At 49.4% G+C, this 15,994-nt stretch carries 17 protein-coding genes; 9 read left to right on the top strand and 8 right to left on the bottom strand.

Translation table 11 applies throughout. From position 1 onward, the window contains the following. Positions 1 to 132: 132 nt before the first annotated feature. From GRF59_RS13410 to GRF59_RS13400, 3 genes are all read left to right on the top strand, one after another. Positions 133 to 1,686, top strand: coding sequence for a nitrate/nitrite transporter (locus GRF59_RS13410; RefSeq protein WP_160498015.1), 1,554 nt, complete (start codon positions 133 to 135; stop codon positions 1,684 to 1,686). 43 nt (positions 1,687 to 1,729) lie between these two features. Continuing rightward, a complete protein-coding gene (gene moaA / locus GRF59_RS13405; RefSeq protein ID WP_160498014.1) occupies positions 1,730 to 2,746 on the top strand; it encodes a GTP 3',8-cyclase MoaA in 1,017 nt (338 codons plus the stop codon). A gap of 61 nt (positions 2,747 to 2,807) precedes the next feature. Continuing rightward, a complete protein-coding gene (locus GRF59_RS13400) occupies positions 2,808 to 3,533 on the top strand; it encodes a YwiC-like family protein (RefSeq protein ID WP_160498013.1) in 726 nt (241 codons plus the stop codon). 91 nt (positions 3,534 to 3,624) lie between these two features. On the opposite strand, the gene clpP is transcribed toward GRF59_RS13400, so the two are convergent. Continuing rightward, positions 3,625 to 4,212 carry an ATP-dependent Clp endopeptidase proteolytic subunit ClpP gene (gene clpP / locus GRF59_RS13395; protein ID WP_160498012.1) on the bottom strand — a complete coding sequence of 196 codons (588 nt, stop codon included), beginning with the start codon at positions 4,210 to 4,212 and terminating at the stop codon, positions 3,625 to 3,627. 32 nt (positions 4,213 to 4,244) lie between these two features. Next, positions 4,245 to 4,925, bottom strand: a complete 681-nt coding sequence (locus GRF59_RS13390) for a sigma-70 family RNA polymerase sigma factor (RefSeq protein WP_160498011.1) — start codon at positions 4,923 to 4,925, stop codon at positions 4,245 to 4,247. Between the two features lie 246 nt (positions 4,926 to 5,171). Here GRF59_RS13390 and yunB point away from each other — a divergent pair, with 246 nt between their 5' ends. Then, positions 5,172 to 6,032, top strand: a complete 861-nt coding sequence (yunB, locus tag GRF59_RS13385; protein WP_160498010.1) for a sporulation protein YunB — start codon at positions 5,172 to 5,174, stop codon at positions 6,030 to 6,032. 147 nt (positions 6,033 to 6,179) lie between these two features. Here the strand turns inward: yunB and GRF59_RS13380 are convergent, their stop codons facing one another. Beyond that, the gene (locus GRF59_RS13380) at positions 6,180 to 7,265 is read right to left on the bottom strand and encodes a M23 family metallopeptidase (protein ID WP_160498009.1); all 1,086 of its coding nucleotides are present in this window, start codon (positions 7,263 to 7,265) and stop codon (positions 6,180 to 6,182) included. Between the two features lie 256 nt (positions 7,266 to 7,521). On the opposite strand from GRF59_RS13380, the gene lipA reads away from it, so the two are divergent. Together lipA and GRF59_RS13370 are read left to right on the top strand one after the other, a co-directional pair. Beyond that, positions 7,522 to 8,403: a lipoyl synthase gene (gene lipA / locus GRF59_RS13375; protein ID WP_423802940.1), complete on the top strand. Its 882-nt coding sequence runs from the start codon at positions 7,522 to 7,524 to the stop codon at positions 8,401 to 8,403. Between the two features lie 39 nt (positions 8,404 to 8,442). Further along, complete coding sequence (locus GRF59_RS13370) at positions 8,443 to 8,955, top strand: YutD family protein (RefSeq protein WP_160498007.1); 513 nt, start codon at positions 8,443 to 8,445, stop codon at positions 8,953 to 8,955. A gap of 48 nt (positions 8,956 to 9,003) precedes the next feature. Here GRF59_RS13370 and GRF59_RS13365 read toward each other — a convergent pair whose 3' ends face one another. Beyond that, positions 9,004 to 9,807, bottom strand: coding sequence for an NAD kinase (locus GRF59_RS13365; protein ID WP_160498006.1), 804 nt, complete (start codon positions 9,805 to 9,807; stop codon positions 9,004 to 9,006). A 65-nt stretch (positions 9,808 to 9,872) separates the two neighbouring features. Then, complete coding sequence (gene ylbJ, locus GRF59_RS13360; RefSeq protein ID WP_160498005.1) at positions 9,873 to 11,141, bottom strand: sporulation integral membrane protein YlbJ; 1,269 nt, start codon at positions 11,139 to 11,141, stop codon at positions 9,873 to 9,875. A 490-nt stretch (positions 11,142 to 11,631) separates the two neighbouring features. Between ylbJ and GRF59_RS13355 the strand changes: the two genes are divergently transcribed. Continuing rightward, positions 11,632 to 12,333, top strand: coding sequence for a DUF2225 domain-containing protein (locus GRF59_RS13355; protein ID WP_160498004.1), 702 nt, complete (start codon positions 11,632 to 11,634; stop codon positions 12,331 to 12,333). Between the two features lie 62 nt (positions 12,334 to 12,395). Here GRF59_RS13355 and GRF59_RS13350 read toward each other — a convergent pair whose 3' ends face one another. Then, positions 12,396 to 12,626 carry a hypothetical protein gene (locus tag GRF59_RS13350; protein WP_160498003.1) on the bottom strand — a complete coding sequence of 77 codons (231 nt, stop codon included), beginning with the start codon at positions 12,624 to 12,626 and terminating at the stop codon, positions 12,396 to 12,398. After that, entirely contained in the window at positions 12,623 to 12,793 is a 171-nt protein-coding gene (locus GRF59_RS13345) for a YycC family protein (RefSeq protein WP_160498002.1), read from the bottom strand. Before GRF59_RS13345 ends, GRF59_RS13350 begins: the two co-directional genes overlap by 4 nt. Positions 12,794 to 13,002: 209 nt before the next feature. Between GRF59_RS13345 and GRF59_RS13340 the strand changes: the two genes are divergently transcribed. Then, on the top strand, positions 13,003 to 14,802 hold the full coding sequence (locus GRF59_RS13340) for a M3 family oligoendopeptidase (protein ID WP_160498001.1): 1,800 nt from the start codon (positions 13,003 to 13,005) through the stop codon (positions 14,800 to 14,802). 285 nt (positions 14,803 to 15,087) lie between these two features. After that, complete coding sequence (locus tag GRF59_RS13335) at positions 15,088 to 15,495, top strand: O-methyltransferase (protein WP_160498000.1); 408 nt, start codon at positions 15,088 to 15,090, stop codon at positions 15,493 to 15,495. A 240-nt stretch (positions 15,496 to 15,735) separates the two neighbouring features. Here GRF59_RS13335 and GRF59_RS13330 read toward each other — a convergent pair whose 3' ends face one another. After that, a complete protein-coding gene (locus GRF59_RS13330) occupies positions 15,736 to 15,972 on the bottom strand; it encodes an alpha/beta-type small acid-soluble spore protein (RefSeq protein WP_160497999.1) in 237 nt (78 codons plus the stop codon). Between the last annotated feature and the right edge of the window lie 22 nt (positions 15,973 to 15,994).

Genomic DNA, 15,994 nt, shown 5'->3' with positions numbered 1-15,994 from the left:
CGTATGATCATAGGGAAGTTCCTGATGAGTTTCAGGGAACTTCCCTATTATCTTTGTGAATACTGTCACGTACAATGAGATATGGGGATCAATGAAAGCAGCCATTCATTACGTTCAGAAAAGGTGATTGGTATGATCAAAAAAGTGCAGCTGCCGCTGCAAACGATGAATTTAGTGCTAGGATTTATGGTATGGGTCATCATCTCCGCGCTGCTGCCGTTTATGAAGGAGGATATTTCCATCCCGGCCGACCGTCTGGCGATTCTGACCGCGATTCCGGTGGTGCTCGGCTCGATCCTGCGGCTGCCGCTCGGATATTACGCCAACATTGTCGGCGCACGAATTGTTTTTATCGTCAGCTTCATTTTACTGCTGTTTCCGGTCTATTTTATCAGCACAGCCTCGTCCTTTACGCATCTTGTGATCGGCGGGCTGTTTCTCGGGATTGGCGGAGCCGTATTCTCAGTCGGTGTGACCTCGCTTCCTAAGTATTATTCGAAGGAAAAACTGGGACTCGTGAACGGGATTTACGGTATGGGCAACGTGGGGACGGCCATCACAACCTTCGCCGCACCCGTTATCGCGACGCAAATTGGATGGTCCCGAACCGTTCAGCTGTACCTGATTTTGCTGCTTCTATTCGCCGTATTGAACGTGTTCCTGGGCGACCGCAAAGAAACTAAAGTCAAAACGCCGCTCATGGAACAGATCAAAGGCGTCTATAAAAACGAAAAGCTGTGGTTTTTCTCGTTGTTTTATTTCATTACATTCGGTTCATTTGTCGCCTTTACGGTCTATCTGCCCAACTTCCTGGTATCGAATTTCGAGCTGACGAAGGTGGATGCAGGGATGCGGACGGCAGGTTTTATTGTAATTGCAACTTTCCTGCGTCCGGTTGGCGGCTGGCTCGCGGATAAGTTTAAGCCGCTGTTCCTGCTGATGGGCGTGTTCATCGGACTGACGATTGCCGCCATCATTCTGGCGTTCTCGCCGTCCATCGGCCTTTACACGGTCGGCTGCCTCACGATCGCGGTCGGTGCCGGACTCGGCAACGGAATCATATTCAAACTGGTGCCGCTATATTTCAACAAGCAAGCGGGAATCGTGAACGGGATCGTGTCCATGATGGGTGGTCTGGGGGGCTTCTTCCCGCCGCTGATGCTTTCTTTTATCCATTCGGTTACAGGCCAGTATTCAATCGGTTTTATGGCGTTGTCCCAAGTGGCGCTCGCCAGCCTCGTGATCGTCGTATGGATGTATTTTCAGGATAAACTGGCTGTTTCTTCGGAAGTGTTCAATTCGACCGGCCAGGGAATTCTCGTAACGGATCTGAGCGGAAAGATTAGTGCCGTGAACCCTGCCTTTACGAAGCTGACGGGCTACATGGAGGAAGAAGTCCTCGGTAAAAATCCGAGCGTGCTGAAATCCGGCCGTCAATCCGGCGATTTCTACAGCCAGATGTGGGCGGAAATCAAAGTCAAAGGAAACTGGCAGGGAGAGATTTGGAACCGCCGGAAGAACGGAGAGGAATATTTAGAACTGTTAACGATTAATGCCGTAAAAGATGAAGCGGGCGACATCGTCCACTATGTCGGCACGTTTAGTGATATAACAAACAAGCCCCTGGGCAGCCGCATTGGCGGCGAAGGCCAGAAGTTTAAGCCGAGTACGCAGCTGCAGGGATAAAAGGTGGCAGTCGATTGGGTCGACTGAAGAAGGAGAGGGGGAAATGGCGATGAATCCCGTGATGGATCAGTTGGCAAGACCGATGCGCGACTTGCGGATATCCGTGACGGACCGCTGCAATTTTCGCTGCACGTACTGCATGCCGAAGGAGATTTTCGGGGACGATTATGCGTTCATGCCGAAGGAGCAGCTGCTGTCATGGGAGGAAATCGCCCGCGTCGCCAAGCTGTATGCTTCGCTCGGGGTACGCAAAATCCGTCTGACCGGCGGTGAGCCCTTATTGCGGCGCGGTCTTCCCGACCTCATTCGCATGCTGAAGCAGATTGAGGGCATCGAGGAGATCGGTCTGACGACGAATGGGCTGCTGCTCGGGCTGCAAGCCCAGAGCCTTTACGATGCCGGGCTGCGGCGGGTGAACGTCAGCCTGGACGCGCTGGACCCGGAGCTGTTCGGACGTATCAACGGCCGCGGCATTCGGTCGTCCGCCATTCTGAAAAGCATTGAGCAAGCCCGCCAAGCCGGACTTCAGGTGAAGGTAAACATGGTCGTGCAGAAGGGCCTGAATGATCAAGAAATTCTTCCCATGGCGGCATATTTCAAACGGCTCGGCATCACGCTTTGTTTTATTGAATTCATGGATGTCGGCAACGACAACGGATGGAGCCTGCAGCGGGTCGTGACGAAGCGTGAGATTTTCGAACGGCTGGGTGGCGATGCCGAGCTTGCAGCGGTATCTCCGCGCTATCCGGGGGAAGTGTCCAAACGTTACCGTTACAGGGACGGGAAGGCCGAGGTTGGATTCATCTCTTCGGTATCCGAAGCCTTCTGTTCGACTTGCTCGCGGATCCGTTTATCCTCGGACGGCAGTATTTATACTTGTCTATTCGCCTCCCGGGGCTTTGATCTACGAAGCCTGCTGCGCAGCGGCGCGTCGGATGAGGAGCTGCTCGTGGCCATCCGCGGCGTGTGGGAGAAGAGAGTGGACAGATACTCGGAGGAACGGACGGAGCAAACAGCCGCAAGCCGGAAAAAAATCGGTATGTCCTATATCGGCGGATGAATGATTTTAAGCAAAACGGCAACCGTGAAGCGCCCGGTCAAGGGGGAAGGGAGAAGAAGTTATGAAAAAAACAAGTGTTGTCATTCCAAGGGAGCACGGGGGCTGGGCCATGGTCAGCATGCCCTTTGTTATCGCCATGATGGCGTCACAGCCCGTCTTGCTTCATCTCCCCCTGTTCCTGGCCTGGCTGTTTCTATACCTGGCTTCTTATCCGTTGCTGCAAGCCTTGAAAAAGACGACCAAACGGAGCATGTGGCTTGCTTGGGGAGCCGGTTATGCGGCCATAGCCTTCCTATGTCTGATCCCGGTGCTGCTGAAGGAGCCTTGGCTATTCTGGTTTGCGCCCGTGCTGGCGGTGCTGATCACGGTGAATATATGGCATGTGCGGCGCAAGTCCGAGCGAGCGCTGCTGAACGATATTTGCGCCATTCTGCTGTTTTGCACCGGCGGGGCTGCGGCATTCATGCTGGGCGGCGGGACCTGGGGCAGAGAGCTGGCGGAAGTGCTGCTATTCAATTTCCTCTATTTCATGGGCACCGTATTTTTTGTCAAGTCCGTATTCCGAGAACGGAAAAACAAACACTGGATCGTCTATGCCGTTATCTATCATGTGATTGCGATTGTTGTACCTCTGTTTACGCTTCATCCATGGATGTGCCTGCCTTTCCTCTATCCGCTCGTCAAGACGGTGATCTACGCGGGCAAGCAGATGAAGCCGATGAAAGTCGGAATCATGGAGATTATCGGCTCTGTGCAATTCCTGATTCTTTCCCTGATATTACTGTAAATGAAACGTTTAGTCTCTCTGTTATTGCTGTAATACCTAAAAAAGCTGTCCTTATTCGGACAGCTTTTTTAGCTTTGCGAAGCCAGCGGCTTTACACCAAAGGCTGGGTAATGATTCGGTCTACCATGCCGTATTCCAGCGCTTCCTGGGCGCTCAGGAAGAAATCGCGGTCGGCGTCGCGATAGATTTTCTCCAGCGGCTGACCGGTTTTATCCGCGATGAATTGGTTGACCTTTTCACGCGTCTTCATGATGCGGCGCGCGGAAATGTCGATATCGCTGGCCTGCCCCTGGGCGCCTCCCAGCGGCTGATGCAGCATGAACTCGCTGTTGGGCAAGGCATAACGTTTCCCTTTGGCGCCGCCGAGGAAGAGGAATGCTCCCATGGAGGCTGCCATGCCCATGCAGATCGTGCTGACCTGCGGCTTGATGTAATCCATCGTGTCCAGAATGGCAAAGCCTGAGGTGATGGAGCCTCCCGGACTATTAATATACAGCGAAATTTCTTTTTCCGGATCATCCGCGGCGAGGAAAAGCAGCTGCGCGATGATGCTGTTAGCCACCTGGTCATTCACCTCGGAACCCAGGAAAATAATCCGGTCCTTCAGCAGCCGGGAATAGATATCATAGGAGCGTTCGCCTAGGCGGGACTGCTCCACGACGTAAGGAATTGTATTCATGGTTAAGCCTCCTTTTCATATCAACAAAAGGGTTACGCTGTGCGTAAAAGGAGGGATGAAGGCGAGCCGCAGCGGCGCGAAAGCCGTGCAGGCGCTTTTGGCGTCCCGCTGGCCGCTTGCAGAGATACGGCCAGCCGCGTAAGCAGCTCGGGCTGCTCCATTCGGATGGCGGTGAGCAGCTGGCGCTGGAACCAATCTGCATCGACTTGCAGCCATTCCTGGCTTGCAGCCGGAACTTCCTCAGATTCAATCTCATCCCTTTTCTCATCCAATTTACGGCGTGCCCTGTGCAGCAGCGATTTGGCGGCTGTCTCGTTCATTTCGAGCAGTTTCGCAATGTCGGACAGCCTATATTCGAAAATGTCTCTTAGGACAAACACCAGCAGCTGTTTCGGCGTCAACCGCTCCATCAGTGTATCGAGTCCGCTCATCACTTGTTCAATCGATTTTTCTTGAGACGGCACTTCGATGATTTGGCCGAGTGTTTCCCGGCTCTTTTTGCGAAGCTGATCGATCCAGTGATTGCGGGCGATCGTCGCGAGCAGGGGAAAGCTGGCCTGCCGTTTGCCCGATGAGTCCTTTTGGCAAAATTTCATAGCTTTAAGCATCGAATCATGTGCCAAATCCTCGGCGTCCCAAGGATTTCCGGTCACGTTCAGGCAGAAATACTTCAGTTTCGGATACATTTCTTCAATTTCTTTATGGATTAACATGTTAATCACTCTCCTTGAGAGGCCTCTATATATTAAACGTTTGGCAATGGCCAGAAAGATACGGCCAGTCGAAAATTTCTTTTAGTGAAAACGATCCTTTTGTCATTATATCAAAGGAAGATGAGGTTAATCCCTGTGCAGCCTTCTCGTTTTTATGCGATACAGGCTTTGCTCGTCTTTTTTGGGGGACATGGACATATGCTGGTAAGGTAAGCACCTCTTCTTCCAAGGGAGGGATCGGCAGACATGAAAAGAAGAGCAAGATGGCGCAGCAGAGGCGTGAGCAAACCGAGAAGCAGGCGAAAGGTTTGGCTGATCGGCATGCTCGTGTTCCTGATTCTTCTCCTGCAGTTTTTTGCCTACGTGGAAAATCATATGAAACCTCCGATCATGCATCTGGCTAAAATCCGCATGAAACAGATCGGTACGGATGCGATCAATGAAGCTATCGCATCACAGGTAACGCAGGGGGAAAACGCGGAACAGCTGATCGATTGGAAAATGGATTCTTCCGGCAAGGTGTCCGGATTTATGTTGAATTATGCGGAGCATATGAAGATTACTTCCGATACGTTCAAGGTCGTGCAGACGACGCTCCAGAACAAGCATATGCTCTCCGAAAGCATACCGCTTGGTCAGGCGCTGGGCAGCCCGATCCTTGCCTCCTTCGGTCCGAACGTGCCAATCCGGATTGAGCCGCAGGGAGCTGTAAAGGTCGAACTCAATACGAGGGAAAAAGATGCTGGCATCAATATGGTGCTGGTCGAGGTATTTATCCATGTGACCGTCGAGGTAGCCGTCGTGGTGCCGTTTGATATGGAACCCGAGGTGATCGACACGGAAATTCCGGTTTCCTATCTGATGGTGGTCGGCGATGTGCCGATGTATTATTACAATAGTCAGGGGCAGCCTGTAGGAAACAGCGGGGTAAACGCTCCGAACATTGCGCTGCCGGGTATTACCGACAATGCAGCCTCTACGCAGCCGCAGTCCGGGCAAAATGGACAGAACGGACAAAGTAAAGAAAACAGCATTCCGGGTATATCGAGCCGGCAGACCGAAGATCCCGGCGGGGAAGAGAATCCTAAGGCTTCAGATCCCCACTAAGAATGATAAAACTTGCATGTCTTTCATCATGTAAGGTAAAATCATCGGCTGGGTTGATCAGATATTGGTTATAACCCGCCCTTGTGAAACTCAAAAAAGCGTGCCGAGTATTCGGTCACGCTTTTTTTGCATATTAGCAGCGTATATCTAAGAATTTCCTTTGTTCTTCTTTTTGATTGCCTGGCGTTCTTCCGTTTCCCAGTGGCGCAGGAGCGGATACGGATCGAAAGACCATTCCACCAATCCGCTGTCCCGGTAGATGCCATAATGAAGATGGGGAGGGAATTTGCCCTGAGTTCCGGGCTTTCCGTATCCCGAGCTGCCAACCCAACCGATCGTTTGACCCGGATTCACGATATCGCCCTGATTCAGGTTTTTTTCGAAACCCTGCAGATGGGCGTAATAATGGTAGCGATTCTCCAGATCCCGGATACCGATACGCCAGCCCCCGAAAGGATTCCACCCTTTGAGCTCCACGATGCCGTAACAGGTGCTCCTTACGGGCATCCCGTAAGGAGCGAAGATGTCCGTCCCTTCGTGAATGCGATATCCGCCCCAGCTCCGACCGGTTCCCCATGTACTGCGGTATGCATATGAATCCGAGATGGGTAGAGGAAAAGCGTGGCCCGACAGGTCCAGCGTCTGGAATTTCTCATAGAGCTTGGAAAATTGACGGATTCGCTGAACAGAGCGGCTGTTATGGTAATATTCCCAAAGCGCGATACTGAAGTCTTCCTCGGATTGCCCGTAACGAAGCAGATAGGAAGCCATGCTGTACAGCACATCTATATCATTGTTCATGTCCGCTTGGCCATCGCCTGACCCGTCTCTCCCATAGCCGTTAAAAATGCTGATAGAGCGCGGGTTGCTGTCGTTCGGATCCGGATTGAACATGCCGCTCCATACCGGCTCATTCATGAAAATACCGGTTAAACGCGGCGGATGACTACGGTCTTTCGGATGAACTTTGGTTAGTGTATGCTCATATTGATCGATAGCCGCAAGACGGTACCACGGAATATGGGTGACCGCTGAAATACTCTCATAGAGCTTTTTTCTCGAAATAAGCATTTCTTCGCGGCTCAGCTTGTCCTGGGATTCCGCCGCCTGCGTGGGAGCGGGGCTTGAGGCACTCCATGCCGGAGAGGCCACGGCTCCAAATGCAATCGCTGCGGCAGCAGCGCAAATCAGTGAACGGCGGGCTTTTTTCGGCTTAATATCAGATAATCTCATCGTCAACCTCCTGCTGGCAGCTTTTTTCCGGTCGGTGCGGACATAAGCTTAGATTGGTACAAGAGAAGTCATTTTATCCATATAGAAATGAACGAAAGAAAGTAATGACTCTGAACATGAGCTGCTGTTACCAGAGGGAGCATTACAAAACCATAGTTCAATCTATACCTCTTGGGAAATGGAAGTATTTTGGGGTATTTCATGATATAATATGGGGCATGCAGAAGTTAATCTTGAGCGAAAGAAGGTCAGATCATTGCCTAAACAAACCGTCAAGGAACCAAAGCCGGACTGGATTCGCATCAAACTGACGACCGGTGACAACTATCAGGAGATCAAGAGCATGATGCGCTCGAAGACACTACATACCGTGTGTGAAGAAGCGCGATGCCCTAACATATACGAATGCTGGGCTAACCGTACAGCGACCTTTATGATTTTGGGCGATATTTGTACGCGTGCCTGCCGTTTTTGTGCAGTCAATACGGGAAGACCAACCGAGCTGGACTTGCAGGAGCCTGAACGGGTGGCAGAAGCCGCAGAGAACATGGGATTGAACCACTGTGTTGTGACAAGCGTCGCGCGGGATGATCTGTCTGACGGGGGCGCAATGATTTTCGCTGAAACCGTTAAAGCTATCCGCAAGCGCTTGCCCCTGTGCAGCGTAGAGGTTCTCATTCCTGACTTCATGGGAAATTGGGATGCGCTAAAAGTCGTTATGGATGCGAAGCCGGATATCCTGAACCACAACATTGAAACGGTGGAACGCATGTCGAATCGCGTGCGCGCGAAAGCAAAATACGACCGTTCCTTGGAGCTGCTAAAAAGAGCGAAGGAAATGCAGCCTAATATTCCGACCAAGTCGAGCATCATGCTAGGTGTAGGTGAGGAGTACGATGAGATCCTGCAGTCCATGGACGATCTGCGCGCTGTCGACTGCAATATCATGACCATCGGCCAATATTTGCAACCATCTCCGCAGCATTTGAACGTTGTTAAATACTACCATCCGGACGAGTTTGCCAAGCTGAAGGAAGAAGGCATGCAGAGAGGATTCAGCCACGTGGAATCCGGTCCGCTTGTGCGAAGCTCCTATCATGCCCATGAGCAAGTGAAGTCTGCGGCGGGGCAGCAATAATCAATATTTTTCTGTAAACGAAAGGCAGGGGGAGCACAATTGATTCTCATAGGCGGAAAAAGCTACGAGCTGCTGAAAGACCATAAAAACGGCTGGAACCCTGAAGCCTTTCGCGACCGGTACAGCGAGGTGCTGGATCGGTACGATTATATCGTAGGAGACTGGGGCTATAACCAACTGCGGTTAAAGGGATTTTACCGGGATAAACACCCTAAATCCACCAAAGACACGGCCTTTTCCGGAATGGTGGATTACATCAATGAATATTGTAATTTCGGATGCGCTTACTTCGTTCTGCAAAAGAACCGGGACGGCCAGCCGAAAGAGAAGGAAAAGGAAAAGCCGGAGAAGACCGATAAAGCTGAGCGGGCAGAAAAACCGGAGAAGGACAAGCAACCGGAAAAACAGGAAAAGGTTGAAAAATCGGAGAAACACGATAAGCCCGATAAACCAGATAAATCTGATAAACCGGATAAATCTGATAAACCGGAAAAACATGATAAATCCGAGAAACAGGAAAAGTCGGAAAAAGCGAAAAGCGGTTCCCAATAGGGAGCCGCTTTTTTATGTTGTTTTTAATTATATCAAGAGGTTTGTTTTTTATCCAAGGAAGGCTTCTCTAACGCGATTCCAGAACGGGAATGGACGGTAGCGGGCAAAGCTGACTTTTTCTTTGGCAACCTGGCAGCGTACCGAGATCAGATCGTCAACCTGAATGTTAACATGGTCGATGGTAAGCAGCAGGCGCTGTTCCTTCCGCGAGAAGATATCGGAGTGATGATGTTTTGGCAGCAGCAAGGGAGAACCCATTGTACGGAAGACACGATTATTGATCGAAGCGATTTCCGCAATCTGCAGCGCTTCAATCGTCGGATGAACCATGGCTCCGCCAAGACTTTTATTGTAGGCGGTACTGCCTGATGGCGTTGAAATGCAGATGCCGTCGCCTCGGAACATTTCGAAGGTCTGATCGTTAATATCCACTTGGGCAACGACCGTTCCATCGACGCCTTTGAGAGTGAACTCATTGAGTGCAATATAGGAAGCATTGCCCGATTTTCGATGGATTTCCAGCTCAAGCAGCGGGTATCTTACGATTCGAGGCCGGATGGAGCCGGATTTGCTGGCTGAGCTCATCAGGTCGATCAGTTGAGGCAGCTCGTCTGCCTGCCAGTCGGCGTAAAAACCGAGATGGCCAGTGTGGACCCCAACAAAAGCGATATCGGGAATGTGGTCGATAAACGTATGAAAGGCATGAAGCATGGTACCGTCTCCACCTATCGAAATGACAATTTCGGGAGATTCGGCATCCAAACGAAACCCGCGCTGTGCGGCTAGCTTATGGAACTGCTCGCTTAAATCAACGGACAACTGATCACCGCGATCCAGGACATAATATCTCAAGAGAGTTAAGCTCCTTTATTTGGGTATATAACGATCATAAACAATATCGGAGCATAACACAATGTTCATTTGGCCGGCTTCCGGTTTCCGGGGCGCCATAAAGTGCGTATCCAACCCCACAATGCAGAGACCGCGGTAATGAACACAATCAGGAGGCAAAAATAGGCAATCCGGTCCGCGAATTCGCCTGCTGCTGGAACCAACCCCGTGACTATTTGAGGACTGGATACGGCAGAAGACGTGTATTTGCCCATGAGTGGATTCCATAACAGCAAGACAAGTCCCGCTGCCAAGATCGCATGGATCAGACGGGCAATCATAAAAGGCAAATAGCGCAAATTTGTCGCATGCAGAATGCTCGCAATCTGGGCGTGAACGGAAAGTCCGCCCCAGGAGAGTATAAAGGCCGCAGCCGCCGCTTTGTAGGGCAAGGGCACCGAGAGAGCCGCTTCCCCGGCAGAACGTGCCCCTAGCGTTACTTCAAAAAGACCTCCAATCAGCGACTCGGATAATGAAGCCGGGAATCCGACAGTCGTGAGCATTTTGTCGAGGATGAAGTAGAGGCTTCTCATCACCCCGGCTTGTGTCAGCAGCTCAAGGAATACGGAAAAGAATACAACAAGTCCTCCAACGACAATAATAAGCTTTAATGAGGATTCAACCGCCTGCCGCAGCATCTCCCCCATGCTCCGGCCGTCTTGCATTCTGGCTCTGTGCATCGCGCGGAATGCTCGCTGGACCCGGGTGCCTTCCACAGGCGTCTCCGTATCCGGTTTTGTCTTCATACCAGAATGGATAATGCCGGCAGGTGTAGCACTTTGTTTGCCATGGAAACGCATGAGAAGTCCGATCAGAAGGCCGCCGCCATAATGAGCTGTTGCCAGAATGACTGCAATGGTCGGGTCGTGGAAGAATCCGACGGATACTGCTCCGATGAGAAAAATAGGATCCGAGGACGTTGTAAATGCCACCAGTCTTTCGCCTTCGTCCCTGGAGATCATGTTCTGTTCCCACAGCTTGGCCGTCAGCTTGGCACCTATGGGATATCCGGACACGTAACCCATCGCTGCGACAAAGCCCCCGCTGCCCGGAATACGGAATAGCGGCTTCATCAGAGGGTCCATGAGCGTACCGAATAAATGCACAATGCCAAAACCAAGCATCATTTCCGAAATGATAAAAAACGGGAATAGCGAAGGGAAGAGAACATCCCACCAGATGGCCAGTCCGCGCAGGGCGGATTCGAGATAAGCTCCTGGAAATATGCTCATTAACAGCAGCAAACCCGTGAAGGAAGCCAACATCAGAGGAAGACCCAGTTTTTTTAAGGACATAGTCACACCTTCCTGCAAGTGTATGGGTCGTTAGAATCAAACCAGTTATCCTATATTTATGAATTACATCGGACAAACAGTACAAAAAAACGTAGAAAGCGTTTACAAATAATAATGTTTTTTTGACAGATGTATGTTAAAATATACAAACCAACTACTATTCAATATTCAAATTTCAATATATGGATGGAGTGATGAGATCATGAGTATTGTCGCCGGTGTTCTTGTCTGCGCTTTCGTGTATGTCATTCGCGCCTCACTGGTCCATTCCGGCGAAGAGGATTGGAGCAGCTACTAAATACTCTCAGGTGCTAAACAAACGTTTAGCGCCTTTTTTTGTTTTTTTTGATATAATGGGAATAATTTTCACTTGCTAAAATGAAGCCATCGCGCCTCATTTCTGCTTTCGGGTCCTGCTTGTCAATTTTTGCAAAATACACCTTGGATCGTGGGAGATCTAGAACGAAAGACATGAAAGGAACGTGGGGATGTGACATTAGAACCGCTATACTCCATCAAAGTGACCTGCTATTACTGCGAGCATGAATTTAAAACCTCGCGAGTACGTCCCAGCTTCAAAAAGGCAATCCGGACTGACTCCGATTTTTGTGCCTACTACAAGGATGAGAATCCGGATTATTACGTTGTCAGAGTTTGTCCGAAATGCGGTTTTGCTTCAACGGAAAATTCGACCGAACGCTTGAATGATGCGCAGAAAAAGAGATTTGCCGACAAAATCAGCAGCCGCTGGATTGAACGCGATTTTAGCGGTCACAGGGAATGGGAAGCTGCGCTGGAAACGTACAAGCTGGCTTTGCTTGTCGCTCAGACCATTGGAGAGAAGGAACGAATCATTGCAAGTCTGCTTCATCATATCGCCTGGCTGTATCGTTACAAAGGGGATGAGGAGCAGGAGAAGCGTTTCTTGAAACACTCCCTGGAATCATACATAAAGGTTTATGAGCTAGAGGGTGTGGGGGCTAATAATGCCAGACTGCTCTATCTGATCGGGGAAATGAACCGCCGAATCGGTGAATTCAACCTTGCGGTCAAGTGGTTCTCAAGGGTCATAAACGATAAGAGCATTGTGGATGCGGCGATGATCCGGGCATCACGTGAGCAATGGGGCGTTCTCCGCGAGCAGATGCTGGCACGTAAGCTGGAGCTTCCGGAGGAAATGAGCCCGGCTTGATTCCCAAGCAAGCACAAAACACGCATAAGGATATGCGTGTTTTGTCTAAGGACATTAGCTTTTTAGCGGACGGGCTGGTCAAACCGTAAATAATCATGATCCGTTTCGAGTACATTTAATCGGCTGCTGCAGCAAGGGAAGACGACCAGCTTTTTCCGGCCTTCATTGACACTTTTCAGTTCACTGGGCTTGAGATTCAGCCTTACATTGCCGGCTCCGCAAAATGGGCATTCATGCACATAAATGTCGCCCATTTGCTTGTCGTAAGGCCATGTATTGGCAAAAGGAATCATTGTTCTTCCTTCTTATCCGCTTGATCCTTGTCCGGTTGTTCTCTACCAAGCTCGGCGATTTTTTGCAGCAGAATATGCTGCGGCATGTGCATGAGATGTTCAAGCGGAACTCCCAGTTTTTGCGACAGCTTAACGGCCGTTTCCGGTGATATTTGCAGTGGTCTCATGACGAGCATCCCTCCAATGAATGTATACGAGTCCTTTGATTGGTCATTGCATGAAACAATAAGTGAACGCGGGACTTACTGGCTTCGAAAGTACATCGATGCAAGAAAACAGCAACTACACGCTGTCTCTCTGGATGTTTTCATACACCTTATCATGAAAATCAATCAAATGAAATCCTAAACCTATATAAAAGGAATGGTGATCTGCAATGAATAACAATTTGAAATTGACCTGGGATCTGGAATCCATCTTTCCGGGAGGATCTGCTTCCTCCGAATATCAAGCTTTTATGGATACCCTTGAAAAGGATCTCCTGAAACTGAAAACGGATGTCCAGTCCGCAACTGTGCCAACCAATCTTGAAGAAACGAAAGCGTTTGACGCAATGATTTCTGACATTGGAAGCTGCATTTCCCGTATCTCTGAAGGCAGTGCATTCGTAAGCTGCCTGCAAGCTCAGGATCAAGGCGACACCAAAGCGGTCCAACTATCCGGCAGGGTATCGAACTTGCTTGCTCTTTTGAAAACGATCATCACCCAGTTCGACGATATCAAAGGCCGTACGGATGATCAAACATGGAAAGCGTGGATGGAGCGCGAAGAGATCCAAGCTATTTCTTATGTGATGAATGAAAGCCGGGAGCAGGCCCGCGAAAAGATGAGTCCGGAACTGGAAAGTCTGGCATTGGATCTGGCAGTGGACGGTTATCATGGATGGAGCGATCATTATGATACGATTGTCAGCCATGTAAAAATTCCATTTGAGGTTGACGGGGAAACCGTGCTTCTTTCCGCAGGACAGGCCCATAACAAGCTGTATGATGCGGATAAAGAGGTCCGTGACGCCATGTTCGTGAAATGGAAGGAAGCTTGGGCGGACAAAGCCGATTACTGCGGAGATACACTGAACCATCTTGGCGGCTTCAGATTGAAGTTGTATGAACGCCGTGGCTGGGACGAAGTTTTGAAGGAGCCGCTGGCAATTAACCGGATGTCGAACGCTACCCTGGATTCGATGTGGAGTGTTATTCAAGACAACAAACCATTGCTTTTGAAATATATGGAGCGTAAAGCCAAGCTGTTGGGCGTAGAGAAGCTGAGCTGGGTAGACGTGGATGCTCCAATCGGGAAGGTTTCCTCGAAAGTTTCCTATCAGGAGGCTGCGGAAACCATCGTAGATCAATTCCGCAAATTCAGTCCGAAAATGGCAGACTTCGCCGAAATGGCCTTTGATAAATCGTGGATTGAAGCCGAGGATCGTCCAGGCAAACGTCCGGGAGGTTTCTGTACATCGCTTAAGGTGAGCAAAGCAACCCGCATCTTCATGACATACAGCGGCACGGCTTCCAATGTGTCCACTCTTGCGCATGAGCTGGGACATGGCTATCATCAGCATGTCATGAATGAATTGCCGCCGTTAAACCAACTTTATGCCATGAATGTGGCCGAAACGGCTTCTACGCTGGCTGAAATGATCGTGGCTGACGCTATGGTGAAAAAAGCAAGCGACGAGCAGGAGAAGCTGGTGCTGCTGGAAGACAAGATTCAACGCAGCGTAGCGTTCTACATGAATATACATGCCCGCTTCTTGTTTGAAACCCGCTTCTACGAAAAACGCAAAAACGGTCTTTTGAGCGTTCAGGAGCTGAACGATCTGATGGAGGAGGCTCAGAAGGAAGCTTATTGTGAAGCATTGTCGGAATACGAGCCTACGTTCTGGTGCTCCAAGCTTCATTTCTATATTACTGGAGTGCCGTTCTATAACTTCCCGTACACCTTCGGGTATATGTTCAGCACAGGCATCTATGCGCAGGCTCTGCAGCAGGGCAGCAGCTTCGCGGATAAGTACGATGCATTGCTGAAAGATACCGGCGCCATGACGGTGGAAGAACTCGCGAAAAAACATTTGAATGCTGATTTGACGGGACGTGATTTCTGGCAGGGTGCATCCGATCTGCTGACACGTGATATTGAGGAATTTTTGAATATGACGGAATCACTGGCGTAAGCAGAAATGAGTCGAAAAAGTCATTGATTAGCGAAAACGGGAGGTACCATCCTAAGATGGGACATCCCGTTTTTTATGTGTGCAGGAAATAAAATATAAATGGTTAATTTGTCGTAATAAATAGAAAATTAGCGGAAAATTGGCGAAAATAAAATCGAATTCGTGAAAATTATAGTAATAAATACCCAATTATGTTTGATTATGTTGTGTGATTCAGTACCCTGTCTTATAATGAGTCATAAGCCCTAAATAGTTTTGACGAAAACTGAAGAGAGGAGGAAGAAAATGATAAAAACCGAGCAATTATCCCTAGCAAGACAGATTGATATTGTCTTTAAAGAGCTCGAAGAAGAGCTTTCAGGCCTATCCTCGGGAACAGTGTTTGTGCAAATACGCAATAATGCGATTGGCAAATTCGGAATACGCCATAATCCGCTGGAGGGTCGAAATGGGGAACTGCGCTCTGAGGATTCCGGACTGACTCCCGTACAATATTCATCATTTCGTATCATGGCGCTGGAAAGTTTGAAATATAAAAGGCATTGGACTCATGGTGAGATAAGCTATGAATTTGCCGTACGGCAGGGGATGATTGTAGTCGATGCCATTCTGGAATCGAATTATAATATGGCTAATTTAATGATCCGTTACCCTCGACATACATATCAGGATCCTCTAACCGAAATTTATTAAATTTTAATCGCACTTATGAATCGTTTATAGAAATACATCAAAAATGGTTTTTTAATTACGACAAGCTTGATCTCATAACAGCAACATTATCGAACATAATAAGACTTTATTTTACGCAAAAAAGGCAACCTTTGTACAAAGGTTGCCTTTTCTAACGGATTTGACCGTATGATCACAGGGTACGGCTCACGCCTTGCCGATGATCGACATGATATCACATTTACAAATGCCAAAAGCAGATTATTGACGACCGGAAAGCTGCTGTTCAGCCATTTGCACCAGACGTTTCGTAATATAGCCTCCCAAAGAACCAGTCTCACGGGAAGTCATATTGCCGTAGTATCCGTCTGCCGGAATTTGTACACCCAACTCTTGAGCTGCTTCAAACTTCATTTGTTGAAGAGCGGAGTTAGCTTGAGGTACCACCAGATTGTTGGAGCGATTGCCGCGTCCTTGGTTTTGTCCTGCTTGACCCATGTTTGTCACCTCCTTCGAACTT

It is taken from the genome of Paenibacillus dendrobii, assembly GCF_009807035.1.
Lineage (GTDB): Bacteria > Bacillota > Bacilli > Paenibacillales > Paenibacillaceae > Paenibacillus_AQ > Paenibacillus_AQ dendrobii.
Note: the sequence above shows the minus strand (reverse complement) of the source record. Positions and strands in the feature narration are given on the sequence as shown.

Excerpts from the sequence above, each read along its gene's own strand:
- GRF59_RS13350 (WP_160498003.1), bottom strand. The coding sequence starts at position 12,626 with ATGATTCCTTTTGCCAATACATGGCCTTACGACAAGCAAATGGGCGAC.
- GRF59_RS13390 (WP_160498011.1), bottom strand. The coding sequence starts at position 4,925 with ATGTTAATCCATAAAGAAATTGAAGAAATGTATCCGAAACTGAAGTAT.
- GRF59_RS13340 (WP_160498001.1), top strand. The coding sequence starts at position 13,003 with ATGAATAACAATTTGAAATTGACCTGGGATCTGGAATCCATCTTTCCG.
- yunB (WP_160498010.1), top strand. The coding sequence starts at position 5,172 with ATGAAAAGAAGAGCAAGATGGCGCAGCAGAGGCGTGAGCAAACCGAGA.
- moaA (WP_160498014.1), top strand. The coding sequence starts at position 1,730 with ATGGCGATGAATCCCGTGATGGATCAGTTGGCAAGACCGATGCGCGAC.
- GRF59_RS13410 (WP_160498015.1), top strand. The coding sequence starts at position 133 with ATGATCAAAAAAGTGCAGCTGCCGCTGCAAACGATGAATTTAGTGCTA.
- GRF59_RS13335 (WP_160498000.1), top strand. The coding sequence starts at position 15,088 with ATGATAAAAACCGAGCAATTATCCCTAGCAAGACAGATTGATATTGTC.
- clpP (WP_160498012.1), bottom strand. The coding sequence starts at position 4,212 with ATGAATACAATTCCTTACGTCGTGGAGCAGTCCCGCCTAGGCGAACGC.
- GRF59_RS13400 (WP_160498013.1), top strand. The coding sequence starts at position 2,808 with ATGAAAAAAACAAGTGTTGTCATTCCAAGGGAGCACGGGGGCTGGGCC.
- GRF59_RS13345 (WP_160498002.1), bottom strand. The coding sequence starts at position 12,793 with ATGAGACCACTGCAAATATCACCGGAAACGGCCGTTAAGCTGTCGCAA.
- ylbJ (WP_160498005.1), bottom strand. The coding sequence starts at position 11,141 with ATGTCCTTAAAAAAACTGGGTCTTCCTCTGATGTTGGCTTCCTTCACG.
- GRF59_RS13380 (WP_160498009.1), bottom strand. The coding sequence starts at position 7,265 with ATGAGATTATCTGATATTAAGCCGAAAAAAGCCCGCCGTTCACTGATT.
- GRF59_RS13330 (WP_160497999.1), bottom strand. The coding sequence starts at position 15,972 with ATGGGTCAAGCAGGACAAAACCAAGGACGCGGCAATCGCTCCAACAAT.